The sequence below is a fragment of the Rhizocola hellebori genome, from assembly GCF_016862955.1.
GTDB classification, from domain to species: domain Bacteria; phylum Actinomycetota; class Actinomycetes; order Mycobacteriales; family Micromonosporaceae; genus Rhizocola; species Rhizocola hellebori.
On the sequence record NZ_BONY01000026.1, the window covers coordinates 101,127 to 126,370 of the forward strand.

Annotated in this window: 23 protein-coding genes; 7 read left to right on the forward strand and 16 right to left on the reverse strand. The window is 66.9% G+C overall.

All coding sequences use genetic code 11. The features are described 5' to 3' along the window. The first annotated feature begins 83 nt into the window (after window positions 1–83). The gene (locus Rhe02_RS22015) at window positions 84–779 is read left to right on the forward strand and encodes a lytic polysaccharide monooxygenase (RefSeq protein ID WP_203910190.1); all 696 of its coding nucleotides are present in this window, start codon (window positions 84–86) and stop codon (window positions 777–779) included. Here Rhe02_RS22015 and Rhe02_RS22020 read toward each other — a convergent pair. The 3 genes from Rhe02_RS22020 to Rhe02_RS22030 all read right to left on the reverse strand — a co-directional run bounded on the left by Rhe02_RS22020 (window position 721) and on the right by Rhe02_RS22030 (window position 2,828). Next, window positions 721–924: a DUF2795 domain-containing protein gene (locus tag Rhe02_RS22020; RefSeq protein WP_203910191.1), complete on the reverse strand. Its 204-nt coding sequence runs from the start codon at window positions 922–924 to the stop codon at window positions 721–723. The two genes, Rhe02_RS22015 and Rhe02_RS22020, sit on opposite strands and share 59 nt — an antisense overlap. An 85-nt stretch (window positions 925–1,009) precedes the next feature. Further along, entirely contained in the window at window positions 1,010–2,095 is a 1,086-nt protein-coding gene (locus tag Rhe02_RS22025) for a lytic polysaccharide monooxygenase (RefSeq protein ID WP_373320676.1), read from the reverse strand. A gap of 220 nt (window positions 2,096–2,315) precedes the next feature. Beyond that, window positions 2,316–2,828, reverse strand: a complete 513-nt coding sequence (locus tag Rhe02_RS22030) for a hypothetical protein (protein WP_203910193.1) — start codon at window positions 2,826–2,828, stop codon at window positions 2,316–2,318. Window positions 2,829–3,118: 290 nt separating this feature from the next. On the opposite strand from Rhe02_RS22030, the gene Rhe02_RS22035 reads away from it, so the two are divergent. Next, a complete protein-coding gene (locus Rhe02_RS22035) occupies window positions 3,119–5,461 on the forward strand; it encodes an ATP-binding cassette domain-containing protein (protein ID WP_203910194.1) in 2,343 nt (780 codons plus the stop codon). Between the two features lie 69 nt (window positions 5,462–5,530). Here Rhe02_RS22035 and Rhe02_RS22040 read toward each other — a convergent pair whose 3' ends face one another. The 6 genes from Rhe02_RS22040 to Rhe02_RS22065 all read right to left on the reverse strand — a co-directional run bounded on the left by Rhe02_RS22040 (window position 5,531) and on the right by Rhe02_RS22065 (window position 12,235). Continuing rightward, entirely contained in the window at window positions 5,531–6,853 is a 1,323-nt protein-coding gene (locus tag Rhe02_RS22040) for an inositol-3-phosphate synthase (protein WP_203910195.1), read from the reverse strand. 46 nt (window positions 6,854–6,899) lie between these two features. Continuing rightward, entirely contained in the window at window positions 6,900–7,529 is a 630-nt protein-coding gene (locus Rhe02_RS22045) for a hypothetical protein (RefSeq protein ID WP_203910196.1), read from the reverse strand. A gap of 109 nt (window positions 7,530–7,638) precedes the next feature. Beyond that, the gene (locus Rhe02_RS22050; RefSeq protein WP_203910197.1) at window positions 7,639–8,331 is read right to left on the reverse strand and encodes a carbon-nitrogen hydrolase family protein; all 693 of its coding nucleotides are present in this window, start codon (window positions 8,329–8,331) and stop codon (window positions 7,639–7,641) included. Between the two features lie 10 nt (window positions 8,332–8,341). Continuing rightward, a complete protein-coding gene (locus Rhe02_RS22055) occupies window positions 8,342–10,318 on the reverse strand; it encodes an MDR family MFS transporter (RefSeq protein ID WP_203910198.1) in 1,977 nt (658 codons plus the stop codon). Between the two features lie 69 nt (window positions 10,319–10,387). Continuing rightward, window positions 10,388–11,221 carry an SGNH/GDSL hydrolase family protein gene (locus tag Rhe02_RS22060; RefSeq protein WP_203910199.1) on the reverse strand — a complete coding sequence of 278 codons (834 nt, stop codon included), beginning with the start codon at window positions 11,219–11,221 and terminating at the stop codon, window positions 10,388–10,390. 66 nt (window positions 11,222–11,287) lie between these two features. Then, window positions 11,288–12,235, reverse strand: a complete 948-nt coding sequence (locus Rhe02_RS22065; protein ID WP_203910200.1) for a ketopantoate reductase family protein — start codon at window positions 12,233–12,235, stop codon at window positions 11,288–11,290. Window positions 12,236–12,292: 57 nt separating this feature from the next. On the opposite strand from Rhe02_RS22065, the gene Rhe02_RS22070 reads away from it, so the two are divergent. Continuing rightward, complete coding sequence (locus Rhe02_RS22070; RefSeq protein ID WP_203910201.1) at window positions 12,293–13,714, forward strand: hypothetical protein; 1,422 nt, start codon at window positions 12,293–12,295, stop codon at window positions 13,712–13,714. A gap of 3 nt (window positions 13,715–13,717) precedes the next feature. Here the strand turns inward: Rhe02_RS22070 and Rhe02_RS22075 are convergent, their stop codons facing one another. The 3 genes from Rhe02_RS22075 to trmB all read right to left on the reverse strand — a co-directional run bounded on the left by Rhe02_RS22075 (window position 13,718) and on the right by trmB (window position 15,308). Continuing rightward, entirely contained in the window at window positions 13,718–13,918 is a 201-nt protein-coding gene (locus tag Rhe02_RS22075; RefSeq protein ID WP_203910202.1) for a hypothetical protein, read from the reverse strand. Between the two features lie 79 nt (window positions 13,919–13,997). Further along, window positions 13,998–14,630, reverse strand: a complete 633-nt coding sequence (locus tag Rhe02_RS22080) for a phosphoribosyltransferase (RefSeq protein WP_203910203.1) — start codon at window positions 14,628–14,630, stop codon at window positions 13,998–14,000. A 9-nt stretch (window positions 14,631–14,639) separates the two neighbouring features. Beyond that, window positions 14,640–15,308, reverse strand: coding sequence for a tRNA (guanosine(46)-N7)-methyltransferase TrmB (gene trmB, locus Rhe02_RS22085; protein ID WP_239123977.1), 669 nt, complete (start codon window positions 15,306–15,308; stop codon window positions 14,640–14,642). Window positions 15,309–15,497: 189 nt separating this feature from the next. On the opposite strand from trmB, the gene valS reads away from it, so the two are divergent. Continuing rightward, window positions 15,498–17,861 (forward strand): valine--tRNA ligase, encoded by a 2,364-nt coding sequence (gene valS / locus Rhe02_RS22090; protein WP_203910205.1) that lies wholly within the window; start codon window positions 15,498–15,500, stop codon window positions 17,859–17,861. Here valS and Rhe02_RS22095 read toward each other — a convergent pair. Genes Rhe02_RS22095 through Rhe02_RS22105 form a run of 3 tightly spaced genes read right to left on the reverse strand, consistent with a single transcriptional unit; the run spans window position 17,858 to window position 20,089 of the window. Further along, window positions 17,858–18,694, reverse strand: a complete 837-nt coding sequence (locus Rhe02_RS22095) for a DUF6585 family protein (protein ID WP_203910206.1) — start codon at window positions 18,692–18,694, stop codon at window positions 17,858–17,860. The genes valS and Rhe02_RS22095 overlap by 4 nt on opposite strands. Beyond that, window positions 18,691–19,098, reverse strand: a complete 408-nt coding sequence (locus Rhe02_RS22100; protein ID WP_203910207.1) for a hypothetical protein — start codon at window positions 19,096–19,098, stop codon at window positions 18,691–18,693. The genes Rhe02_RS22095 and Rhe02_RS22100 overlap by 4 nt, the downstream gene beginning before the upstream one ends. Window positions 19,099–19,120: 22 nt before the next feature. Beyond that, entirely contained in the window at window positions 19,121–20,089 is a 969-nt protein-coding gene (locus tag Rhe02_RS22105) for an LCP family protein (protein ID WP_203910208.1), read from the reverse strand. 100 nt (window positions 20,090–20,189) lie between these two features. Between Rhe02_RS22105 and Rhe02_RS22110 the strand changes: the two genes are divergently transcribed. The 3 genes from Rhe02_RS22110 to Rhe02_RS22120 are packed head-to-tail and all read left to right on the forward strand — an operon-like array spanning window position 20,190 to window position 23,641. Then, window positions 20,190–22,250, forward strand: coding sequence for a transglycosylase domain-containing protein (locus Rhe02_RS22110; protein ID WP_203910209.1), 2,061 nt, complete (start codon window positions 20,190–20,192; stop codon window positions 22,248–22,250). Window positions 22,251–22,259: 9 nt separating this feature from the next. Further along, on the forward strand, window positions 22,260–23,033 hold the full coding sequence (locus Rhe02_RS22115) for a 1-aminocyclopropane-1-carboxylate deaminase/D-cysteine desulfhydrase (protein WP_203910210.1): 774 nt from the start codon (window positions 22,260–22,262) through the stop codon (window positions 23,031–23,033). Next, window positions 23,030–23,641: a phosphotransferase gene (locus tag Rhe02_RS22120; RefSeq protein ID WP_203910211.1), complete on the forward strand. Its 612-nt coding sequence runs from the start codon at window positions 23,030–23,032 to the stop codon at window positions 23,639–23,641. Before Rhe02_RS22115 ends, Rhe02_RS22120 begins: the two co-directional genes overlap by 4 nt. A 1,094-nt stretch (window positions 23,642–24,735) precedes the next feature. Here the strand turns inward: Rhe02_RS22120 and Rhe02_RS22125 are convergent. Next, window positions 24,736–25,244: HNH endonuclease signature motif containing protein (locus tag Rhe02_RS22125; RefSeq protein WP_203910212.1), on the reverse strand; the 509-nt coding region annotated here is incomplete at its 5' end.

The following is a 25,244-nucleotide window of genomic DNA, read 5'->3' on the forward strand; positions in this document are numbered from 1 at the left end:
TTAATTGATGATGCAATGGACGCCGGAGCCGAGGTGCGTGACGCATTCCCATGCGTCTTCCTTCCGTCTGGAAAGGAAACCTCGTGCAACCTCATGTCAGGGTGGCCGCTGCGGCCGGTGCCGCCTTGCTGGTGGCGGCGGCGCTCAGGTCGATGGGCCCCGGCCCGGCCCAAGGCCACGTTGCCCAGTCCCTACCGGGCAGCCGTCCCTACCTGTGCTATGTGGATGCTCACCAACCCGACGGCCAGATCCAGCCCACCAACTCCGCCTGCCGCTCCGCGCTGGAGGCCGGCGGGGCCGAGGCGTTCTACGACTGGTTCGGGGTGCTGCGCGCCGATGGGCAGGGCCGCACCCGCGGCTTCATCCCCGATGGCGCCCTGTGCAGCGCCGGCCTGAGCAAGTTCGCCGGATTCGACGCGCCCCACAGCGACTGGCCGGTGACGCACCTTAGCCAGGGTGCGAACCTTCAGCACGGCAACCGAGTCGCCTATGCCGGGTGGTTCTCGCTTTTCGTGACACGTGACGGGTACCAGTCAAACAGGCCCTTGACCTGGAACGACATTGAGCCGGAGCCGTTCTACTCAGCCGCCACCCCACCCGGCGCCGTCCTGCCGCACAAGACAGGACGCCACATCATCTATTCGGTTTGGACACGAGAAAACAGCCACGAAACCTTCTATGGCTGCTCGGATGTGATTTTCGATGGCGGCGGTGGCGAGGTCAGCGGGATTCGCTCAGTCGCGTCTCAGCCAGTGCCTGGGCCAGGCGGCGAAGGGTGAACTCCTCCTGGGAGTCGACCGCGCCGAGCTTTTCGAGTACCTCGTCGGGCGCGCCCGCCTTGATCGCCGCGGAGATGAGGGTGTCACGCTGAGCCGGAAAAATTTCAGGATGCAGGTACTTCAAGAAGTGCGGGCTGAATCTCATAAGCCCGGTTATACCCGCAACGTCCGTTCCGGAAACGTAAGCCCGGCCAGTGGCGGCCGGGCTTACGCATGGTTTTACCTGCTGTTTACGAAGCGGAGCAGGTCAACGTGGGCGCGTTATTGGTTCCGCTCCACGTGCCGAGGAACCCGAAGGTCTTGGTTCCGTTCGGCGCGATGGTCCCGTTGTAGTTCGCATTGCGGAAGGTAGCCGTCGCACCGGTCTGGGTGAAGCTGCTCTCCCAGGACTGGTCGACCCTCTGCCCGTTGGCGAACGTCGCGGTCACCGTCCAGCTGCCGATGCTGGCGGTGGTACTGGTATTGCGAACCGTTACTCCACCTTGGAACCCGGGGTTCCATTGGTTGGCCAGCGCATAGGTGGCCGAGCAGGCCCCGTTGCCCGGGGGCGGAGTCGTCGGTCCACTGGTCGGCCCACTGGTCGGCCCGCTTGTCGGTCCGCTGGTCGGTCCACCGGTCGGCGGCGGCAGGGTCTGGTTCGGGCCTACGCCGGTCACCTGGCCGTTGCCTCCGTCGAAGACGACGTCAGCGCAGCTGAAGAAGTTCTCCTGGCTGTCCGAACGTACCCACCGGGTGTAGATGATGGCGCGGCCGCTGCGGCCTGTGGGCAGTTGGGTGTTCCAGAAGTAGTAGTTCAGCGCGCCCGGTCCGCCGTTGTCCGGCGGGTCGGTGACGCTCCAGAACTCGGTCAGGTCGCTCCACGCCAGCGGGGTGGCCGGGTCCCATCCTTGGCGCGTGATGGAAATGTGGAACGTGCCCGGGTGGCGAGCCCAGTTGCTGTGCCGGAACTGGATGTTGGACCCGGAGGTGAGGTGGGTCAACGGCCAGTCGGTCCGGGTCGCGTTGTAACCGGAGAAGTTGTAAGGCCCGCCTGATCCGCCGCTGCAAAGCTGCCCATCCGGGATGTAGCCGGTGGTGCGGCCGTTGGCGTCGGACCGGAGCACGGCGAACCAGTTGTACAACGGCGTGGTGCCGTTGGCCGCAATTGCCGAGGCACAAGCGGGGTTGTAAGCGATGATTTCTCCGTTTGGCCGCAAGCCGTCCTGATAGCACAGCCAGGTGCGGCTGCCCGGAATCATGGTGACTCCGTGGGCCTGCACCGGGGCAGCTTGGATGACGGCAAAGCCGAGCCCCGCCGTGACCACGACTGCGGCCATGCTTGCCAATAGTTGGCGTCTGATTTTCACCCTGTGTCCCTTCGAGTTTTGGGTGGGCGACACCTTTCCGCCAAGGCGTGCCCGTTCAGGGGGTTGCTGACGCCGCGTGCCATGCACCGTCTGGAAATGGGCGAAGCGACGGCGGCTCCCGGCCGTCTAGTGCCCAGACATCGATATTGCACCATGAGAACGCTCCCATGGCAACGCTGCGAAAACCGGTTCAGACGATTTCGTGCTCGTACTGCTTGCGCAAGGCGGCCGGTCTTCCCTTGTCTTTGAAGGTTCCGAACGCCCGCTTTTCAAGGTTGTCGGGGATAAGCGCACGCACCCGCTCCGGATAGCCCTCTCCGGAAAGCGGTATCTCGACTGACGGTGGATCGCTCAGAGTTATCCGCACCGGCCCCGAGCTGCGGGTCGCGTAATCCCACGGCATCCCGCGCACAGCCACCGCACAGAGGTAGAGGGCATAGATGACCCGAACGTCCTCCACGCGCTTGGCGCCAGCCGGCTCCGTGCCGAACGACTCCGCCGCGCAGATGACCTTGCCCGGCTCGCCGCTCAGGTCATGCAAATGTTGCTCGGTCGGAGTTGTTTGTTCCAGAACCGTCCTAGCCTTATCCGATAATTGATTGGCAAAAGCGTCTTGCCGAAGGTAAACCAAGCCGGCGGCAATGACGGCAAGGGCCAACACCTCGGGAAGCAGCCACCAACTGTGGCGTCTGAGAAAGCCCACGCGCCAATGCTCGCATCGATGGACGCCACAACACAATCTCTACTAGACCGGTTAAGAGCGCTGCTGGCGCTCCAGCGTGACGGCAGTGGGTTTGAAAGGTCGGTGCGTGCGGTCGCCTCGCGGCGAGCGGCTCACTGGGGCTCCAGCCTGACGGTATTCCCCAATGGCATTTGTAGTTGAGGCCCGGGGACACTGTCCACGCACCGACCTGTGGTCAAGATTGCCACGCTGAGTGTCGGATTGCCCAACGTTCGCTTGATCTGTGGGCGGGATAACGCCAAGATGACCGGGTGTCAAGCGACCACCCCACCTCACCCGTTTCCGCAGGGGACGGCACTGTCGCAACTGGACAGAACAAGTTCGTCACCCCGGACAACGCCGCACGCATCCGCATCGGCCGAGATGCCGACAATGACCACGTCCTGGCCGACCTGCAGGTTTCCCGTCACCACAGCGAGATCCGGCGCGCCGGTGACACGTACCAGGTGGTCGACCTCGGCAGCCGCAACGGCACGTATCTCAACGGCCGTCAGGTGCACAAGCCGACCGTCATCCACGCCGGCGACGTCGTCTCCATCGGCCGCCACGAGCTGCTCTTTGACGGCCACCGGCTGCACGACCATGTAGACACCGGCCCCGCCTCGCTGATCGCCGACGACCTCACCGTGCGCATCAAGGACAAGGTGCTGCTCGACGACGTCAGCTTCGCCCTGGCCGAGGGCAGTTTGCTGGCGCTGATCGGGCCCAGCGGCTGCGGGAAGTCCACGCTGGTCAAGGCGCTGACCGGGTTGCGTCCGGCGACCCAGGGACGGATCTGGTACGGCGGACGGGACCTCTACGCCGACTATGCGCAGCTGCGTTACCGGCTGGGCATGGTGCCCCAGGACGATGTCCTGCACAAGCAGCTAAAGGTGCGCACGGCTTTGCGCTTCGCGGCGGCGTTGCGTTTCGCTGATGATGTTCCGCGCCGGGTGCGCTGGGCGAAGGTCAACGAGGTCATGGAGACCATGCGGCTGACCGAGCGCGCCAAGCAGCGCATCGACACCCTCTCCGGTGGCCAGCGCAAACGCGCCTCGGTCGCCATGGAGCTGCTGACCGAACCCTCGCTGTTCTGCCTCGACGAGCCCACCTCGGGTCTCGATCCGGCGCTGGACAAGGAGGTCATGCAGGAGCTGCGGGAGCTGGCGGACAAGGGCAAGACCGTGGTGGTGGTGACGCACAGTGTGCTTCATCTGGACTACTGCGACCGGGTTCTGGTCATGTGCCTGGGCGGCACCATGGGCTATTTCGGCCCGCCCGACCAGTTGCTCGCCTTCTTCGACGCCGAGGACTACGCGGACGTTTTCACCAAGATCACTGAGGAGCCGGAGCGCTGGACGCGCGCCTTCCGCAACTCGCCGCTTTACGCCCGTTATGTCAGCGCGGTGAACCCGACCGACCGCAGTGCGCCCCGACCGGCGCTCGCTGCGAAGGCGGCAGCCGAGGCGGCGGAGGCCGCAGCGGCCGCGGCCGTGTCGGTCACCAACCACGCGACCGTTGACGTCTCGGAGGCCATGACTCCGGCGACCCCGGCCGCCAACGGCGACTACCCGGCGCCCACGTCGGAGAAGGCGCCGGCGATCACGGTACCGGCGCAGCGCAGCGGCCAGCTCGACGACGAGCCGACGCTGCAGGTGTTGCCGACCGCTCCACCGCCCCTGCCCGAGCAGATCGGCATCGAGCCGACCCTGGCCCGGACCAGGCCCAACGCACCGGCTGCCAAGCCCGGCCAGGCCAACATGGACAAGCAGGGATGGCGGCTGTTCGCCCGCAACCCCAGCGCTCCCCTGCGGCAGTACGCGACGCTGTGCAATCGGATGGTCCGCGTGATCCTCTCCGACCGCGGGTTCGCGCTGTTCCTGCTGGCAATGCCGCTGGTGCTGGCGGTGCTGGCCTACACCGCCCCGGGCGAGCACGGTCTGGAGTTCGGCAACGTCTCCCAGGGCATCCAGGCCCAGCAGCTGCTCGTGGTGCTGGTGACCGGCGCGGCGTTCCTGGGCACGGCTGCGGCCATCCGCGAAATCGTCAACGAGGCGGCGATCTACCGGCGGGAAAGAGCGGTCGGCCTTTCGGCGGCGGCCTACCTGAGCTCGAAGCTGACCATCTTCTTCCTGATCAACACCGCGCAGGTGGCGCTCTTCGTCTGGCTGGCGCTTTTCGAGGGCCCGCCGACGAGATCGCTGGTGCTGCCCAGCCAGACCATGGAGATCATCGTGGCCATGGTGGCCATCTCTCTGGTCTCGACCGTGCTTGGCCTGCTGATCAGCTCGCTGGCCAAGACCACAGAGCAGACCACACCCATCATGGTGGTACTGGTCATGGCCCTGCTGGTGTTCTCCGGTGGCCTGTTCCTCCTCGAAGGCTCCCCGATCATGGAGACGATCGCCTGGTTCTTCCCCACCCGGTGGGGCTTTGGCGCGGGGGCGCAGACCGTCGATCTGTTCGGCATGATGCCGAAGACCTTCCAGGATCCGCTCTTCCAGCACACCCCCGAGCTGTGGTGGCGGTCGATGATCTTCCTTGGCATCCAGCTGGCGGTCCTCATTGGACTGACCCGGCTCGCCCTGCGCCGCCACGAACCGGGCCGCTCCTAGGCCGTGTTTTCGTAACGCCACGGATCTCCGGATCGGCAGTCATCTGCTGCCGATCCGGAGATTCTCGTTTCAGTCCTGGTAGTACTCCATCCCCAGGTGGGTGATCTGCTCCTCGCCCATCAGCCAGCGCAGGGTGTTCTTGAGCTTGGTCTGCTGGATGAACAGGTCGTGCTCGGGGTAGACGCTGGGTGCGTGCTGCGGGCTCTTGAAGTAGAGCGACAGCCACTCCTGCACGCCCTTGAGGCCCGCTCGCTGGGCCAGGTCCATGAAGAGCACCAGGTCGAGCACCAGCGGCGCGGCCAGGATCGAGTCCCGGCACAGGAAGTTGACCTTGATCTGCATCGCATATCCGAGCCAGCCGAAGATGTCGATGTTGTCCCAGCTCTCCTTGTTGTCTCCGCGCGGCGGGTAGTAGTTGATACGCACCTTGTGGTGGACGTCGCCGTAGAGCTGGGGATAGAGCTTCGGCTGCAGGATGTGCTCGATCACGCCGAGCTTGCTCTCCTCCTTGGTGCGGAAGCTGTCTGGGTCGTCGAGAACCTCACCGTCGCGGTTGCCGAGGATATTGGTCGAATACCAGCCCTCCAGGCCCAGCATGCGAGCCTTCAGCATCGGGGCGAGCACGGTCTTGAGAAGGGTCTGCCCCGATTTGAAGTCCTTGCCGCCGATGGGCACGCCGGTCTTGTGGGCGAGCTCGACCATCGCCGGGACATCGGTGGTGAGATTGGGCGCTCCGTTGATGAATGGCGCACCCTCTTGGAGAGCCGCGTAGGCGTAGAGCATCGAGGGCGCGATGGTCTCGTCGTTCGCGTCCATCGCGGCTTCAAAGGCGGCCAGGTTCCAGTGGGCCGGGCCGGGTTCGAGAAAGATCTCGGTGGAGCCACACCAGATCACCACTATCCGGTCGCACGAATGCGCCGCCTTGAAATCGCGGATGTCCTGGCGGAGGGCCTCGGCAAGGTCTCGCTTGCCCGCATTGGGCTTGACGTTGGCCCCGTCGAGCCGCCGAACGTAGCTCTGGTCGAAGACGGCCGGCATCGGCTCGATCTCCTTGAGCTGCTCCGCGATCGGCTCGATGTGGACGTACCGGTCAAGAACGCCGCTTTTGATCGCTGCTTCGTAGGCCGTGTCCGAAATCGGGTCCCAGGCGCCGAAGACCAGCTGGTCGATCGTTGCCAGCGGCACGAAGTCGCGAATGAGCGGCGCTCGGTCCTCGGTCCTTTTGCCGAGGCGAACGGTGCCCATCTGAGTGAGCGAACCGATCGGCTCGGCGAGGCCGCGCTTGATCAGCTCGACGCCGGCGATGACGGTCGACGCCACGGCGCCGAGCCCCACCATCAGAACGCCCAACCTGCCCTCGGCAGGCTCAATATGGTGCTTGGCTGTCTGCACGAAAAATCTCCAGCTTCCATGACGAGCGTGAATGTTTGCCAACCTGCTATCTCGGCTTGCGGCCCGGCATTTGCGGTGACAGACCGCGCCCTGGGCGGATTTCGCCGCCGAGCGCCGCGAGCCGCTGCAGGGTGTAGGAGGCGGCGTCGAAAGCCGTGCAGCCGTGGTAGATCCGGCCGTGGTCGTCGAAGAGCCGGCCGATGAACTCGTGCTCCCCCACCTCTTCCGCGGTCCACCGATCCCAGAGCACGCGCTGCACGGCCTGTGTGACATCGGTGGCCGGGTCCTTGAAGACGATTTCGCAGCCCTGGTCGCGCAGGGCACCGATCAGGTGCTCCGCCGCTTTGGTCTGCATGCCGTCTGCCAGGAGCCCGTCCTCGTACTCGATGCCGGGGAAATCGATTGGCGCCCAGGAGAAGTCATCGGGGCGCATGAACCTGAAGACGAAGGTGCGGCGCAGCGTTTCCTGAACGTGCTCGGCCAGCATGGCGCGCCTGCCTTGCCCGGGTCGCCGGCTCTCCCAGACCCGCAGCTCCTCGGCCCGGTCTGGATCCCAGCCCGCCATGCCGCCGACGATGACATCCGGCTCGGGGAACTCCGGATAACGCAACCGCCACATGCTGACGGTCTTCGGCTCGACGTTGAACATCACTGCGATGTCGGCCACGCTGAGCATTTCTTTCACCATGTGTCCCGCCCCAGGCTCGCATGTTTGTAGAGCGCCATCTACAAACTATCGCGCTGGCGCAGTTTGTCAACCGTGGTCTACAAACTGGGGCCGCGGGTTAAGTCAGCGTGGCTCGGGCGAGGGCGCCGATTTCGGGCCCCGCTTGGGCAACGCTGTTTCCTTGCGGATCCCAGATGCCTGACCGGGCCGCGGTCGCGGTGTAGCCGTCGCCGGTCGGGCCGGCGTGGCTCGCGATCGCCACCCACATGCCGTGTTGGGCCGCGAGACGGGCCGCACGCTCGCTTTGCTCCTGGGCTTCATAGTCGAACTTCACTGTGCCCGCAAGGTAACCGTCGATGCGCAAGGCGGCGGTGTCGCTCTGGTGCTGCGGCACGGCCACGTCCTTGCAGATGGCCAAGCCGAACCGCCAGCCGTCGACCTCGATCACGGCCGGCTTGTCACCCGGCGAGAAGCGCGCCGATTCTGAGCTGCCAAGCCACATTTTGCGATAGGCGACAGTCACGCCGCTGCCGTCGACGGCCAGCATGGCGATGTGGTCGCCGGCCAGCGGCGCCCCCACCAGCGCCAGCGAACCTGTTGCCGCGCAAGCTGTCACGAGGGGCTCCAGGCGCGGGTCGGCCGCTTCGATCGCGGGGGCGGCCAGCTCATAGCCGGTCAGCGAGAGCTCGGGAAAGACGACCACCCGGGCCCGCGCGGAACGCACGGCCTCGGCATGGGCGAGCGCGTTGGCCGCGACATCGCGCGCTACACAGGGCGGCTGCGCCACCGCGAGCACAAGGGGATCACGCATGGGGCCAAGGCTATCTGTGCCCGGCGACGGTCAGCTCCTCGGTTACGAACTGCTCGGCCACCCGGCGCAGCGCGGCGGAGAACTCCTCGTCATCGATCTCGCCCCAGTCGGAGAGCTCGGAGGAAAGCCAATCGCGCCAGGCTGCCGAAATCCGGTCGTACTCGGCCAGGCCTCGGGTGGTGAGCTTGAGGTCCACGGCGTCGTAGCGCAGGTATCCGATCTCGATGCAGCGATCGAAGGCCGGCCGGAACACATCGGCCGGGATGCCGTAGTAGCCGGCAATGTCGTCGAGACGGGCCCTTCCCCGGTACTCGGAGAAAAGAGCAACCCTGGAAAGACACCAGGCGTGGGCCGGGTTGGCGTGCACCCCGGCCGCCTCAAGGACGGCTGGCGCGGCCGCCAAGCCCTTGCGGCGCCAGGCCCGTGAGATCGCCGCCTCCAGCAGGTCCTCGCGGTTGTCGCCCTCAGGCACCGAAAAACCTTCGCCCATGTCGGTGGCCGCGGCACGAGCCGTGTCGCGCAGCGGAACCTGCTTGAGGAAGAAGGCGATGAGCATCGCCAGCAAGCCCACCGGGACCGCGGCGAGGAAGACGTTCTGCAGCGCGGTGGCGTAGCCGTCGACCACGATCTGCTGAAGCGGGAACGGCAGCGAGTGCACGCCCTTGGGGCTTTGCAACACGGTGGCGTCGACCCCGGCGGGCAGCGCGGGCGCCTGCTCGAATTGGGTTTTCAGGCTGGTGGAGTAGACCGTGCCGAACAACGCGACGCCGAAGGCGCTGCCCAGCGTGCGCAGGAAGGTGACACCGGAGGTGGCCACGCCCAGATCGTGGTAGGCCACCGTGTTCTGCACGACGATGGTGAGCACCTGCATGCACAGGCCGAGCCCGAGCCCGAGCACGAAAAGGTAGATCGAGGAAACCAGCAGGCTGGTCTGGGAGTCCATGCGGGACAACAGGAACATCCCCAGCGCGATGACCGCCCCACCCACGATCGGGAACAGCTTGTACCGGCCGGTGCGGCCCACGATCGTGCCGCTGGCGATCGAGGTGATGAGCAGACCGAAAACCATCGGCATCATCCGCAGGCCCGACTCGGTGGCCGAAACCCCTTCCACGTATTGCATGAAGGTGGGCAGGAAGGTCAGCGCGCCGAACATGGCGAACCCGACGATGAACGAGAGGATCCCGCACAGGGTGAAGACCTGATTGCGGAACAGGCGCATGGGCAGCATGGGTTCGCGGGCACGGTTTTCCACCCATACGAAGAGCCCGAGCAGCAGCAGCCCGCCCGCGGCCAGCCCGATGATCACCGGGGAGCTCCACGCGTACTCTGTCCCGCCCCAGCTGGTCATGAGGATGAGACAGGTCGAGGCGGCGGCGATGACCGCGATCCCGAGGTAGTCAATGATCGGCCGGGCGGTGGGCTTGAGCAGCGGCATCGAGTACTGGCAGAAGATGATCAGGGCAATCCCGATGGGAATGTTGACGTAGAAGGCCCAGCGCCACGTCAGATGGTCGGTGAACAAGCCTCCCAGCAGCGGCCCGACGACGGTCACCACGCCGAAGACCGCCCCGAGCGCGCCCTGGTACTTGCCGCGTTCGCGCAACGGGATGTAGTCGGCGATGAGCGCCATCGAGGTGACCATCATGCCGCCCGCGCCCAGCCCCTGAACCCCACGCCAGGCCACGAGCCACTGCATCGATTGGGCCAGCCCGCAGAAGATCGAGGCGATCAGAAAGAGCGCGACACAGACCTGAAAGACGATCTTCCGCCCGAACAGATCGCCGATCTTGCCAGCCAGCGCGGTGGCGATGGTCTCGGCCAGCAGATAGGCGGTAACCACCCAGGAGATGTGGGAGGCGCCGCCGAGGTCGCCCACGATGGTGGGAAGCGCGGTGCCGACGATCGTCTGGTCCAGTGCGGCCAGCAACATGCCGCACGCCACGGTCAGAAAGACCGCATTACGCCGAGCATGCGTGAGCTCCACAGAGTCACTCTGCCTGCTGGGGAGGAGCCGCCGCAGAAGATTGCGGCAACTCCTCCGCTTTGCGGGGGTTTACCAGTTGAAGCCCGCCGCGTAGCTGGCGGCGGCCAGGACGGCTTGGCCGGAGGTGTTGGGGTGGAAGTAGTCCCACGTCGACACCTGCGACAGCACGAACTGGTAGTTGAAGACCGCGTTGTCATCGAAGTCGCAGTTGGGACCGTAGGCCGCGCAGGCCTGGGCCAGCTGCGTGTTGTAGTCGATGACCCGCTGCCGCACCCGGTTACGCCTGTCCTCGTCGGCGGCGCTGGTCGAGGTCGGGTTGGCCAGCATGGACTGGCAGATCCCGCCCAGGCTCCAGAAGAAGCGGGCTGAGCCGTTTCCCTTGCCGACGAACCACAGCCGCTTGATGTCCGGGATGGAGATCACGGCGACCTTGGCGTTGGGCAGACCGGCCTTGAGCGTGTTGAGCGCCGTGTCGATGTTCGACCGGAACGTCGCCACCGGCGTCATCGAAGCCTCGCTGCTGGTGCAGGCGTCGTTGGCCCCGATCAGCATGGTGACGTAATCGACGTTGCGGCCGACCACGGCGGTGGCCTGACCCGGCATGTCGTCCGACGCCGCGCCGGACGCGCCCTGGTTGTAGTTGCGCCCGCTGATGGCGGGGTTCTTGGCCAGGATCCGGCGGTAGTGGCTGTTGACTCCGGTGTCGGTGCCGGTGCTGAACGACCGGGCCGGGAAGTCGACGTAGAAACCGCTGGTGTTGAAGCCACGGGTGATCGAGTCGCCCATGCTGGCCATGGAGCTGGGTGGGGGGCCGGGATCGGCCACCGCTGGGATCCCCAGCAGCAGCGAGGTGACCAGGCCCGTTACGGATGCAAGCGCGAGGGACGTACGCGCGAACCGCATTGGGGTCCTCCGGATGGAAGAAGGGGGTAATCCTGTTACCGGAGAGTAACGGCGGTGCGACGTAGGTCACAAGTCCATCTTGGACAGCCACTCCTGTGCGGAGAGGGAGCCCGCCGGCAGACGCGAATGCGCAAAATGATTCGCCATCCGCTGCGCATGCGCGTTGTAGGGCACGGGGACGCCGTGCAGCCGTCCGAGCAGGACGATCTCCCCGTTAAGGTAGTCGGACTCGATCGCCCCGGTGCCCCGGGCCAGGCTCTGCCACGACGAGCCGCCCGAGCGGGGCTGGCCGATCGCGTCATGGCCGGTGATCAGATCGGCGCGCAGGCCCCGATTCTCCTCCTCGCTGGCGAAGTCGATACCGGCCGCGTGCAGCACCCGCTCCCCTTCCGCGCGAACCGGTTCATAGATCTCCGGAACCGAGCCGCACACCGCTTGGACCGCGTTGCCGAGATTCATCAGCAGCTTCGTGTACTTCCAGCGCATGATGTCGGGCAGGGGTTCGGACACGAATCCGGCCGACGTCAGCGCCGCCGCGATCTGCGCGGCGCGACCGTCCACTCCGGACGGGAACCGGCCGATGTTCAGGATTCCCGGCACCGGCGACGAATGCTGCGCCACCACACCCGCAATCAGGTGCGTGGTCGGGAACATCACGCACACCCCGTACACGTCGGCGAAGTGGCGCAGCGCTATCCGCTCGTTGGCGACGCCGTTCTGCAGGCACACCACCGGAACGCCGGGCGGCAGCTCGCGCAGCGCCGCTTCGGTGTCCTGGGTCTTCATAGTCAAAAGAACGACATCGTCCTGCTGCCACTCAATCTCCGAGGGCCCGCCGACGGCCTGCAGGGCAAGCCTTTCCTGCTTTTCGGGGGTACTGAGCAAGAGCCCCTCAGCCTGAATGACTCGCAGGTGTTCGCCGCGGGCGATAAGGATGACCGGATGCCCGGCCTTCGCCAGCAGAGCGCCGAGGGTGCCACCGACCGCGCCCGCGCCGTACACGATGAATCTCATGCTTCGCGACACTAGTTGGGCTTCCCAGATCCCGCCGAGCCGGGCACGATGGGCTGCATGCCGGACAGTCTTGAACGTGCGCGCCAGCTAGTGGCGCGGCTCGACTTTCCTGCGGCCCAACAGCTGCTGCGCGACGCGCTGAGCCGGGCCAGCCAGGATCCGGCGCAGGCGGAGCCCGACGACGCCGACGTGGCCGTGCTCTACGCGGGTGTGCTGCTTCAGCTCACCGAGCCGCACACGGCCCGCTCGTGGGCCGGATACGCGCACAGCGCCATGCGAAGACTGCACGGCGAGCGCGACCGCCGCACCCTGCACGCCCTGGGCGTGCTGGCCGTGGCCGAGCACCGGGCCGGGGCCCTGGACCAGGCAACCCGCTACTACCAGCAGCTTGTCACCGCGCTGACCGCGGTCGACGGCCCCGACGGGGACCGCACGCTGGCCGCACGCGCCGATGCCACATTCGTCGATCATGCGCGCGGTCTGTGCTCGCAGGCGCGCCAGCAGCTGGCCGAGATCATCTCGGTGCACGCGGCGAAGAATGGCCCTTCCCACCCGGTCGGCATCAGGATGATCGTGCGGCTGGCCGGCATGTGGCGCGATTGCGGGGAATTCGACAAGGCGCACCAGCTGCTGACCCATGCGCGGGCGCAGACCGCCGCGCTGGCCCCGGAGGACGACACGCATCGCGTGGTCAGCCAGGCCAGCCGGGCCACGGCCGACCAGAACCATCGCTGTGGCGCGGAGTCGACCGGCCCGCACGGGCAGCCTGGCGTCTTCCCGATCCTGGTAGTGCCCGAGCCGCAGGACTTCCTGCCCGCGCCGCGCACAGGTGGCTTCACCGCTGAGGTGTCGGAGTGGCCCGAAGACGAGATCCTCGACCAGGCCCCGGCGTCGCGAGCGCCCACCTACCTTCCGCCGCCCGCACCCCCACCGCCGCCGATGGTGGTGCCGCCCCGGCAGGTGCCCGCGCCGATCACCCGGCAGGTGGTTCGCCAGCCTGTCAAGCAGGCCAAACCGGGCCGGTCGGGTGCGCTGGTGACCATCATGATCGGCGCAGCGGCGGCCGCCGCGGTTGCCCTGGTCGCCGTGGCCATCGTGCTGACCGGCGACGACGAGCCGCAGGCGGCGGCCGACCCGACACCCACTTCGGCGCCGGGCCCGACCGCCACGGCGACAGCAGCGCCCATCGCGGTGCCCTCTGGGCCGGTGAGCAATCTGAGGCTGGTCGATCAGGGCGACCGCCTGCTGATTACCTGGCTCTACCCGCCCACGGCCGACGGGCCGCTCATCGTCTCGGCGGCCAAAGCCGGTGAGCCGATGCGTGCCCTGCAATCACTGCCGGCCGGAACGGAAAGCCTTACCCTGCCCGGGCTTGACCCGCAACGCGACTACTGTGTCGCCGTGACGGTCGCCTATCGCAGCGACCACATGGTGATGTCCACTCCGGTCTGTACAGACCGGAAGAAGCCATCGCCTTAGGTATCAGCCGGCGCGACGGTTGGCCCAGAGCCGGGGACCGTGACCCTGGGCGTTTTTCGGCGTGAACTTCGCCTTGCCTCCGGCTTGCGCCGCCTGGCCGCCCTTCTTGCCCTTGGCCCGGCGCTCAGCGCGGTTCATCGGCTGCGCCTCTTCTTCCGCGGCGGATTCGTCCGAAGTGGACTGAGCCGAAGTGTCTTCACTCATGATTTCTCCCAAAAGATGGCTACGGATGGGCGAGCGCAGATCACTTCCAGATCACATGAGAATGAGCCTAGCAGGGCGCTCAGGCAGCCAGTAACCGAGTTACTTCCTCGTCGGGGGTCTCGGCGAAGTCGCCGTACCACTGGCCCACGGCACGGAACCCCAGCGGGGTGAGCACGGCCACCACCTCGTCGGCCTGGCCGCGCAGCTTGCGCACCACATCGGGCGGCGCCACCGGCGTGGCCACCACCACCCGGGCCGCGCCCGCGTGCCGGGCCACCGCGCAGGCCGCCGCGGCGGTCGCGCCGGTCGCCACGCCATCATCGACGATCACCACTGTGCGCCCGGCCAGTGGCACCCTTTCCCGGCCACCTCGCCAGAGCGCGACCCGCCGCTGCAGCTCGGCCCGTTCCCGGGCCACCACCTGATCCAGATCGGCCTGGCTGACCTGGCCCGCGATTTCCTCGTTGAGCACGATCGCGCCGTCCTCGCCGATGGCGCCCATGGCCAGCTCCGGCTGCCAGGGCAGGCCCAGCTTGCGAACGACGATCACATCCAGCGGCGCGGAAAGCTCCCGGGCCACCTGGGCCGCGACCGGCACCCCGCCCCGCGGCAACCCCAGCACCACCGGCTCCTCACCCGGATTGCGCAGATGGGCCAGCCGCTGGGCCAGCTCCCGCCCGGCGGCCTCACGATCGGCAAAGCCGGAGGCCACGGTTTCAGACTAGGCGCGCTTGACGAAAATGAGGTCGATAACGCTGCGGCCGGCGGCCAGCGCCCGCTGTTCGAACTTGGTGACCGGTCTGGCCCGGGGCCGATCGACGATCCCGCCCTGCAAGGCCGGGTCCGCTCCCAGAACTTCGAGCATCTGCTCGGCGTAGTGGGCCCAGTCGGTGGCGCAGTGCAGGGTTCCCCCCGGCTTCAAGCGGCTCGCGAGCAGCGTCACGTTCACCCGCTGGATCAGGCGGCGCTTGTGGTGGCGCAGTTTCGGCCACGGATCGGGGAAGAAGACATGGATGGCGTCGACGCTTTCCGGGGCGAGCATGTGGCGCACCAGCTCCAGAGCGTCGCCGGAGGCGACGCGGACGTTGCTCAGGCCCGCCTCCTCCACCACCGCGAGCAGGTTGCCCAACCCGGGCGGGAAGACCTCCACCGCGAGGAAGTCACGCTCGGGACTGGCCTGCGCCATGGCCACGGTGGCGTCACCCATGCCCGAGCCGATCTCGAGCACCACCGGCGCGGCCCGGCCGAACAGGGCCGGCAGATCCAGGGGCGGGCCCGGGATCGTCACCCCATAGCGCGGAAGCAATCGGGCCAGCGCATCCTCGTGCCGACCGCTGACCCGCCCGCGACGCGGATAAAAAGTGGTGATCTTCGTGTGGTGCTCGGTCACATGGCCGACCCTACCGACTGACCTGGGGCTGCTAGCATTGCCGTCATGACACACCGCCAGGCCGTAGTAGTACGCGTACCCAACAAGGGCCGCGCGTAGCCTATTGCCTGTTCGTCGCGCGCCCGAAGCGCGCGGCGACCACCAATCCTCGTGTGACTCGGGCGCCCCTATCCACACCAGGGGTATGACATGAAACCCGATCTCGACAGCCTCTCCCGCAAGTGGACAACCCATTGGGAGCAGGAGCAGACCTACCGCTTCGACCGCGACGCCCCCGCCGACCGGGTGTACGCGATCGACACTCCCCCGCCGACGGCAAGCGGCGAGCTGCACATGGGAAGCGTGTTCGGCTACGTGCAGGCCGATGTGATCGCGCGGTTCCAGCGCATGCAGGGCAAGACGGTGTTCTATCCGATGGGATGGGACGACAACGGGCTGCCCACCGAACGCCGCGTGCAGCGCTATTACGGGGTGCGCTGCGATCCGTCGCTGCCCTACGAGGCGGACCTCTCCCCGCCGATGCAGGGCGAGAAACCGGTGTCCCGCCGCAACTTCACCGAGCTCTGTCACCAGCTCACCGAACTGGACGAGAAGTCCTTCGAGGAGGTGTTCCGCACGGTCGGGCTCTCCGTGGACTGGTCACTGCTCTACACCACGATCGGCGATCGAGCCAGAGCCGTGTCGCAGCAAGCGTTTCTGGACGCGTATAGCCGCGGCGACGCCTACCGCGCGCACGCGCCGACCCTGTGGGACACCACCTTCGGCACCGCGGTGGCGCAGGCCGAGACCGAGGATCGCCTGCGCCCCAGCGCCTATCACACCCTCTACTTTGGACCGATAGCGGTCAAGACCACCCGTCCCGAGCTGTTGCCGGCCTGCGTGGCGCTGGTGGCCCACCCCGACGACGCGCGCTATCAGCCGCTGTTCGGCACCAGCGTGGCCACCCCCGTGTTCGGCCAGCCGGTGCCCGTGCTTTCCCACCGCCTCGCCGATCCCGCCAAGGGCACCGGCATCGCGATGATCTGCACCTTCGGCGATACCACCGACGTGATCTGGCAGCGGGAGCTGGACCTGCCCGTCAAACCCGTGCTGGGTTTCGACGGCCGGTTCCTGCCCGAGGTGGACCACCTCGGCGGGCTGACCGTGGCCCAGGGCCGAACGCGGGTGCTCGAGCTGCTCCCCGATACCGCACCCGAGCCCATCGAGCATCCGGTGAAGTTCTACGAGCGCGGTGACCGGCCGCTGGAAATCATCGCCAGCGGGCAGTGGTACGTGCGCAACGGCGGCCGCGATGCCCAGCTGCGCGAGACCCTGCTGGAGCACGGGCGCGAGCTCAGCTGGCATCCGCCACACATGCAGGTGCGCTACGAGCACTGGGTGAACGGCTTGACCGGCGACTGGCTGGTGAGCCGGCAACGCTACTTCGGCGTGCCGATTCCTTTGTGGTACCCGCTTTCCGGCGACGGCGAGCCCGACTACGCGCATCCGATCCTGCCGTCGTCGCTGCCGATGGATCCGTCCACCGACTCCCCGCCCGGGTTTGACGAGGCGCAGCGCGGCAAGCCCGGCGGCTTCATCGGCGAGCCCGACGTGCTCGACACCTGGGCCACCTCAACGCTCACACCCACCATCGCCGGTTTCACCGGTCAGATGGACCTGCGGCCACAAGGCCCGGAGATCATTCGCACCTGGCTGTTCGGGACGGTGGTGCGCTACCCCGAGCTGCCCTGGAAACACGCGATGATCAACGGCTGGATCCTCGACCCGAACCGCAAGAAGATGTCCAAATCGGTGGGCAACGTGGTGACCCCGATCGCGTTGCTGCACGAGCACTCTCCCGACGCGGTGCGCTATTGGGCCGCGGCGGCCAGTCCCGGTACGGACACGGCTTTCGACACCGGCCAGATGCGGGTCGGCCGTCGCCTCGCCACGAAGATCCTCAACGCGGCCCAGTTCGTGCTCGGCTTCGACGCTTCCCCGGCCGAACCCGACCATCCGCTGGACCTGGCGATGCTCACCGCGCTCGGGCAGACCGTGGACGAGGCGACAAAAGCGTTGCACAACTACGACTATGCGCGGGCGCTAGCGGTGACCGAGCGCTTCTTCTGGCGTTTCTGCGACGACTACCTGGAGCTGGTGAAGGCTCGGGCCTACGAGGGCTCGCCTTCGGCTCGCGCGGCCCTGCGTCACGCGCTGGACGTGCTGCTGCGCCTCTTCGCGCCCATGCTGCCCTTCGTCACCGAGGAGGCGTGGTCGTGGTTCCGCCCCGGCAGCATCCATCGCGCGCCCTGGCCCGCACCCGTTGGCGCGCAAGGAAACCCGGCGCTGCTGGCACTCGCCGCCGACGCCATCGGCGCGGTGCGGCGGGCAAAGTCGGCGGCGCACACCTCGATGCGCACGCCGCTGGCCACACTGACCGTCCACAGCGACGACGCCACGTGGACGCTGCTTCAGGATGCCCTACCCGACCTGCGCAACGCGGGCGTCATCACCACCATCACCCATGCACAGTCCAGCTCGTCGCCCCAATTCGAGACAAGCCCGCTCAGCTAGCCGACTTGAGTCGAGGGCCGGCGCATCTGCTCGACGATGGCAAGCAAGGTATAGAGGTTGGGGACCGCTCTGGCTGGCGTTTTCGGCGACGCCAGCCAGCTTCCACCCGCGCTGAAGCGCAACACGCCGTCCACAATCTCCACTCTGTCTATCCACGACCATGCGATCTCGTCGCCCCCGGAGCCGATGCCGGATTTGGTCAGGGTCAGCCGGCCCAGCACGATCGGGTTGCCGGAACGCAGATATGCCAGCGCTTTGGGCAGCTGAACCCGGGCGACCTCCTGCAGCAACACGGGCCCGAAGTTCTCCATGTCCGTGGCGACATCGGTCAGATTGAGCCTGCTCCCATCCGCGAACAGCACCGAGTATTCGTGGCGGGTCCCGAGTGGGAGTCCTTTGGCCCGGATCTTTTCCACCGACTGATAGACGGTGCGGATCGCATCCCAGCGGTAAACCTGCGCGCCCCGCACAGTCATCTGGACGAAGCCGTGCTCGAACCGGTACATGTGCAGGCTGCGCGCTTTGGCCGACACCAGTGGGCTGCGCGCCAGCTGCCAGCCAAAAATCCCAAGCAGCACAACGGTTATGCCCCAGAAGACAGCGAGCAACGTTATCACGACCTGGGCGTCGTTACTGCTGCCGGCCGCCGTCACCATCAGGGACAGGAGCAGGCTTATACCGGCAAGCACGCCCCATCCGAACAGCAGCCGGGAGCGTCTCCCAGGCGCAAGTATCTGCCGCAGCTCGCCGAGGCGGCGCTCATAGGCCGCCTGGGTAACCTCGCCCGGAACTGCAGGAGTCCCCTCGTCGAAATCTGCCTCGTAGCGCGTCATGTCGTCGGAGGTCCCATGAACAGGCCAACGGAGGCGGCCGACTCCTGCTCCTCGCGGCGACGCCGACCAGCCTGGACCAGATACCAGCCCACGCCCCCGACCGACGCCACGCCAAGGCCGAGCGAAATCACTTTCCAGCGGACCTGGCTGTCCTTGACTTCCTGATAGGTCAAGGTGCGGCTCACGCCCTTCTTCGTCTCCTGGCAGGTATCGGTGGGCGCCATGGCCTCCGAACCGCACTTGACGGTGGAGGTGTCGAAAGCGAACAGTCCACCGCCGAGAAACATGAGCGCCAAGATGCCAGCGCCAATGGCATTTTTCTGCTCAATCAGCACGATGTCCCCGTTGGTGTCAAGTGTCCAAAACTCGGACACCCTATCGAAACCGCCCCAACCCAGCGCCATCCGCCAAATGGCTCAACCGCGCCTAGTGATCGGGATCGGACGCTACGTACTGGTCGACGGTGTCGGAGGTGTACGCAGAGTAGAGCTGGGCCGCGCCGACCGGGTCGGGCAGCACGACGCTTTGATCGCCGACGGTGCCGACGCCCTTGTTGGGGCTGGTCAAGTAGGTCAGCGACGAGCTGCGCAGAGCCTTCAAGGCGAGCGCGGTCTGGGTCAGGTCGAAGCTGCGGTCGACGGTGATGGCGGAGGTGGTCGACTGCAGGAAGGCGTTGAGACGGCCTGGATTGGTGAGGATTCCGGCGGCGGTGGCGCGGTCGATGACGGCGGAGATGAGTTCCTGCTGGTGTTTCTGGCGGGAGAAGTCGCCATCGGGGAACTGCTTGCGCTGGCGCACCCAGTCGAGCGCTTCGGCGCCGGTGAAGTGGTGGGTGCCGGCGGTGAAGGTGCGGTAAGGGGCGTGGATCGACTTGATGGTCTTTTCCACGGTCATGTCCACGCCGCCGAGGGAGTCGACGATGGTTTCGAAGCCGGCGAAGTCAATCATGACGAAATGGTCAATCGTGACACCGGTGTACTGCTGGACCGTATCAACCAGCAAAGGGGCACCACCGAGCGGATAAGCAGCGTTGATCTTCGCGGTGCCGTGGCCGGGAATGGGCACCCAGGTGTCCCGGGCGATCGAGCTCAGGTAGGCGTGGTCACGGTTCTCGGTCACGTGGGCGAGCATGAGGGTGTCGGTGCGCGCCTCGTCGTCGTTGGGCTCCCGTGAATCGGTGCCGACGATGAGCAGGTTCATCGGGCCGGAGGCGGCCGCGGCCGGCGCGGAGGGAAGCGCATCTATCCGGTCGAGATTGCCGTTGAGGGAACGGCTGTAGGCCCAGAGCCCGGCGACGCTCAGCCCGGCCACCAGAGCCAGCGCCAGAACACCGGCGACCACATATCTTCGCCATGATCGCTTCTTGAGGGCGTGAGCGCTTTGATAGATGGCCATCGGCCGACAGTAGGCAGCCCAGCTGGGGATTTGCTAAGAGTTTGCGAGCTAGGCCACAGTTGCGAGGTCATTCCCAGTTTCGCCGGGCAATGTTGCCGCCATGCATTTAGCGCGGGCGGGCAAGTTGTTGGTGGTGGCGATCCTCGCCGGAGTCTTGAGCGCCGCCTCCGTGCTGCCCGCGGCGGCCGTGGCCAACTGGACCCTCACCCACACCGCGATCGGCTACGACGACCTGCCGGCTGCGCTGAAGAGCCCGACCATCTCGCAGGCGAGCTACCTCTACGCCAATGACGGCACGACGCTGATCACGACGTTCTACGACGAAAACCGCCGGGATGTCCGGCTCGACCAGGTGGCGCCGGTGATGCGCGACGCCGTGGTGGCGGCCGAGGACAGCCGGTTCTTCGAGCACGGCGGAGTGGACCTGTTCGGTGTGGTACGGGCGCTGGTGGCCAACAGCTCCACCGATCGCACCCAGGGCGCGTCGACCTTGACCATGCAATACGTGCGCAACGTGCTCAAGAGCGACCCGACGCGCAGCGAACAGGAGCGGGCGGCGGCGACCGAGTTGAGCCCGGGCCGCAAAATCCAGGAAGCCCGCTATGCGATGGCGCTGGAGGAACGTCTGTCCAAAGACGAGATTCTGGAGCGCTACCTGAACATCGCCTACTTTGGTTCAGGCGCCTACGGTGTGGACGCGGCGAGCAGCCTGTTCTTCTCCAAGGAGCCCTCCGAGCTGACGCTCGCCGAAGCGGCGACCCTGGCCGGGATGCTGCAGAGCCCGGAAGCCAACGGCGGCACCGAACGGGCGCTGATCCGGCGCGAATACGCGCTCAACGCGATGGTCGGCACCGGCGCGATCACCGCCGAGCAGGCCGCCGCGGCCAACGCCGAAGAGCTGGTGTTCAAGCGGGGCGCCACTCCCAACAACTGTGTCGCGGCCACGGCGGGCTGGGGTTTCGCCTGCGACTACTTCGAACAGTGGTGGAACGCCCAGCCGGCGTTCGGCGCCACCGCCGAGGAACGCCAGCAGGCATTGCGCCGTGGCGGCTACCGCATCGTCACCTCCTTCGATCCGGCCGTGCAGGCCAACGCGATCGCTCAGGTCCACACCGTCTACGCCGATTCCAGCAAGTTTGCCGCGCCGATGGCGGTGGTGCAGCCGGGCACGGGCAAGGTGCGGGCCCTGGTCGTGAACCGGGTCTATGGCGACACGTTCGATCAGCTTGTCGCGGGCGGGAACGGGCTGGCCGGGTACCAGGCAGGATCGACCTTCAAAATCTTCGCCATGCTCGCCGCTTTGGAAGCGGGTCTGCCGCTGAATACCGGATTCAATGCACCGGCCCAGCTGGTGACCGGCTGGGCGCAGGACGCGCCGGGCAAGAACAACTGCGGCGGCAAGTGGTGTGTCACCAACTCCAATCCGGAGTGGATGGACGGCTACCGCACCATGTGGGACGGCTTCGGCCGCTCGGTCAACACCTACTTCGTGTGGCTGCACGAGCAGATCGGCGCCCAGCGGACTGTCGAGATGGCCAAGCGTCTGGGCATCAAAACCGATGATGTGGGTACCGGAGCCTTCGTGATCGGCAGTGCGCAGACCTTCCCGCTCGACCTGGCCAACGCCTATGCGACCCTGGCCGCCGATGGCCGCTATTGCCAGCCGCTGCCTGTCGAATCGGTCGCCGACAACGCCGGCCACGCCCTGGCGGTCGCCACGCCGGCGTGTGAGCAAGTGATCAGTGCCGACATCGCGCGGGCCGCAACCGACGCGGCGCGTTGCCCGGTCGGCCAGTCCGGCTTCTTCGGCCGGTGCAACGGCGGCACGGCCGCAGCGGTCGACGGCATTCTCGACGGCCGCCCGGTCGCGGGCAAGACGGGCAGCACCGACGACGGGCGCACCGAGACCTTCGTCTCGTTCACCCCGGAGCTGGCGGCCGCGATGATCGCCGCTAACCCGGCCAGCGCCCAGGACGGCGTCGGCAACGCGATCATCTCCAAGGTCTACCGCGCCGTGGCGCAGACGCTCGCCCTGTCGCTGAAGGGCAAGCCGGTCACCCAATTCGCCCGGCCCAGCAATCTCATTGCCTACGGCAACACCTCCACCATCCCGCCTTCGGACCAGTGGGGCCGGGGCGGGCGCTGGCCTACGCTGCGCTAACTTGACGGTATGGAGGTTCAGCTCGGCGGCAGGCGCGTCCACCTTCGGGTGGAGAGCAACAAGCCGCGCAAGCTGAAGTACAACCTCATCGCCGCCCGGGAACAGGGCCACCACACGCTGGTAACCTTCGGCGGCGCCTACTCCAACCATCTGCGCGCGACCGCGCTCGCCGGGCGTCTGCACGGCTTCCAGACCGTGGGCATCGTGCGCGGCGAGGAACGGCTGCCGCTCAACCCGGTGCTGCGCTTCGCCACCGAGCAGGGCATGACACTGACCTATGTGGACAGAGAAACCTATCGCGGCAAGCTGATTCCAGCCGGGCTTCCCCCGCATTACCTCATCCCCGAAGGCGGCAGCAACGAGCTGGCCGTGCGCGGCTGCGCCGAGCTGGGCGAAGAGCTCGGCTCCGCATTCGACGTGGTGTGTGTCCCGGCCGGCACCGGCGGCACCCTCGCCGGTCTGGCAGCAGGTCTGCGCCATGGCAGGGCGATCGGCTTCGCCGTGCTCAAGGACGCCGGCTGGCTCCGCGACGCCGTGGCCACTCTGCAACAGCGCACCTACGGCGAAGTTCGCGGCAACTGGAGCATCGAGACGAGATTCCACTTCGGCGGCTACGCCAAGACGCCTCCCGCGCTGCTCACCTTCGTCGACAAATTCGAAGCCCAGCACGGGCTGCGCCTCGACCCGATCTATACCGGCAAAATGATGTCCGGCCTGGAAACGCTCCTCCATCACGGCACGTTCCCCCAGCACGAGCGGATCTGTGCTGTGATCACAGGGTGACCCCACTGGCTTCCGGGCGCGACGCCGACGTGTTCGCCCTCGACGACGACCGCGTCCTGCGGCGCTACCGCGAGGGCGGCGACGTCGCGCATGAGGTGGCCATCATGCGTAAGCTGGAAACCTTGGGCTATCCCGTCCCGCACGTCTTCAAAGCGGCCGGACCCGACCTGGAGATGCAGCGCCTGCACGGCCCGACCATGCTGCAGGCCATGATGTCCGATGACCTCGGCATGCGGCAGGGCGCCCGAATCCTCGCGGATCTGCACACGCGCCTGCACCAAACGCCCTTCGTGCACCTGGATCTGCATCCCGAGAACGTCATTATGACCGCAACCGGCCCCGTCGTCATCGACTGGCGCAACGCCCAGAAGGGCGAGCCCGACCTCGACCTGGCGATGACCGCGGTGATCCTCGCCCAAGCCGCCGTGTCCTTCATACCCGCCGCCGAACAATTCCTGGCCGCATTCCTCGCCTGCACCCCCGGCGACCCACTCCGCCTGCTGCCCCAAGCCCTAGCCCGCCGAGCCGCCGACCCGGCCATGTCCGGCGAGGAAACCAGCCTCCTCACCGAGGCAGAATCCCTAATCCTGCTACTGGCCCCACGCTAAACCCACCTGGCCGCCGCACGATTAGCAGCTTCCCCCTAAACCACCGCTAACCGGACCAAGCCGCTTGGCAAGGCGATACCGCCGCGCCGCCGCCGAACTCCTCGGCTTGGCCTGCTAGCGAATACCGGTCCTGGATTCTAGGCGCCCCCACCGTCACCTGGCTCTTCCCACTGTCCACAAACGACAAAATTCACCATCGCGCCGGCCCGTGCGTGGTCGCGCGCCGCAACTCCCGTGCGGCAACGCCACCTCCGTGCATGGTCCCGCCCGGCGACTACGCCGCCGACAGGCCACACGAATCGCTCCTCCACCATGCTCCGCGCCCGGCGAAGGGGTATTGGCACCGCACCTTTGCTCTGCACCCAAAGACGCACATTGACCATGAAGTTGCGCCAACGGGTGCAGAGCAAAGGTCTGGCGAACACAAACCCTTGCAGTGCTGCCCGCCCATCAGCACCGCCATGCCATGCCCCCCTTTTCTGCACCGACCAGGCCCACGAGATCCAGTGCCCTGCCCGCCCCTAGCGCTTGCACGCGATGCAGGCAGCGGCGCCACGCGATGTAGCAGCGCAAAGCGCAAAGCGCGGGGCAGCGCAAAGCGCGGGGCCGAGGCAACGCAAAACGCGAGGCCGGGAAGCAGAGCGCGAGGCCGGGAAGCGCAAAGCCCGAGGCAGCGCAAAACGCGGGGCCGAGGCAGCGCAAAACGCGGGGCCGAGGCAGCGCAAAGCGCGGGGCCGAGGCAGCGCAAAGCGCGAGACCGGGAAGCGCAAAGCCCGGGCCAGCTCAAAGCGCGGCGCGCGGCCAAAGGCTGTGCAGGCGCGAGGCCCAGGGCTGTGCAGGCGGCTATGGGGTAGTCAGCGCATGGGCCTAGTAGGCGCGTTGTGGGGAGGCCCTGCCGCACCCTGGATGCCTAAGGCGGTGTTAGGCGCTTGGCGCGCAGGGAGCACAAGGGCGCGAGACGCAAGGGCGCAAGGCGCAAGGGCGCAAGGGCGCAAGGGCGCAAGGGCGCAAGGGCGCAAGGGCGCAAGGGCGCAAGGGCGCAAGGGCGCGAGGGTGGGCGGAAGGTGTTGCGGTGTTGGGGATTTGGGATTGGGTCAGTGTCGTCGGTGGAAGGTGTTGCGGCGGGGGGTTTGCAACGGATCAAGCCAGGCTGGTGGGAGGAATTCCGGTAGGCCGTCGGCGGCGATCCGGACAAGCCATTCGCCTTGATGGATGACCCGGTGGTGGTGGCCGCAGAGCAGCACTCCGTTGGACAGATCGGTGCGCCCGCCCAGGATCCAATGCAGGATGTGATGTCCTTCCGTCCACTTGGGAGGACGATCACAGCCGGGGAAGGCGCATCCTCCGTCGCGCAGCACCAGGGCGCGGCGGGCCGCGCCGGTGAACAGGCGCCTTTCGCGGCCTAGGTCGAGGACCTGGCCGGTGGTGCCCAGCACGGCGGGAATGATCCCGGCGCTGCAGGCCATGCGGCGCAAGGTTTCGGGGGTGAGGCTTTCCCCATTGTCGAGCATGCCTCGCCCGATGCGGTCGAGCAGCTCGTCGTGGCGGATGGTCACCATGACCTTGCTGGCGTCGCCGCCGCTGTCGGGCAGCTCATCTGTTG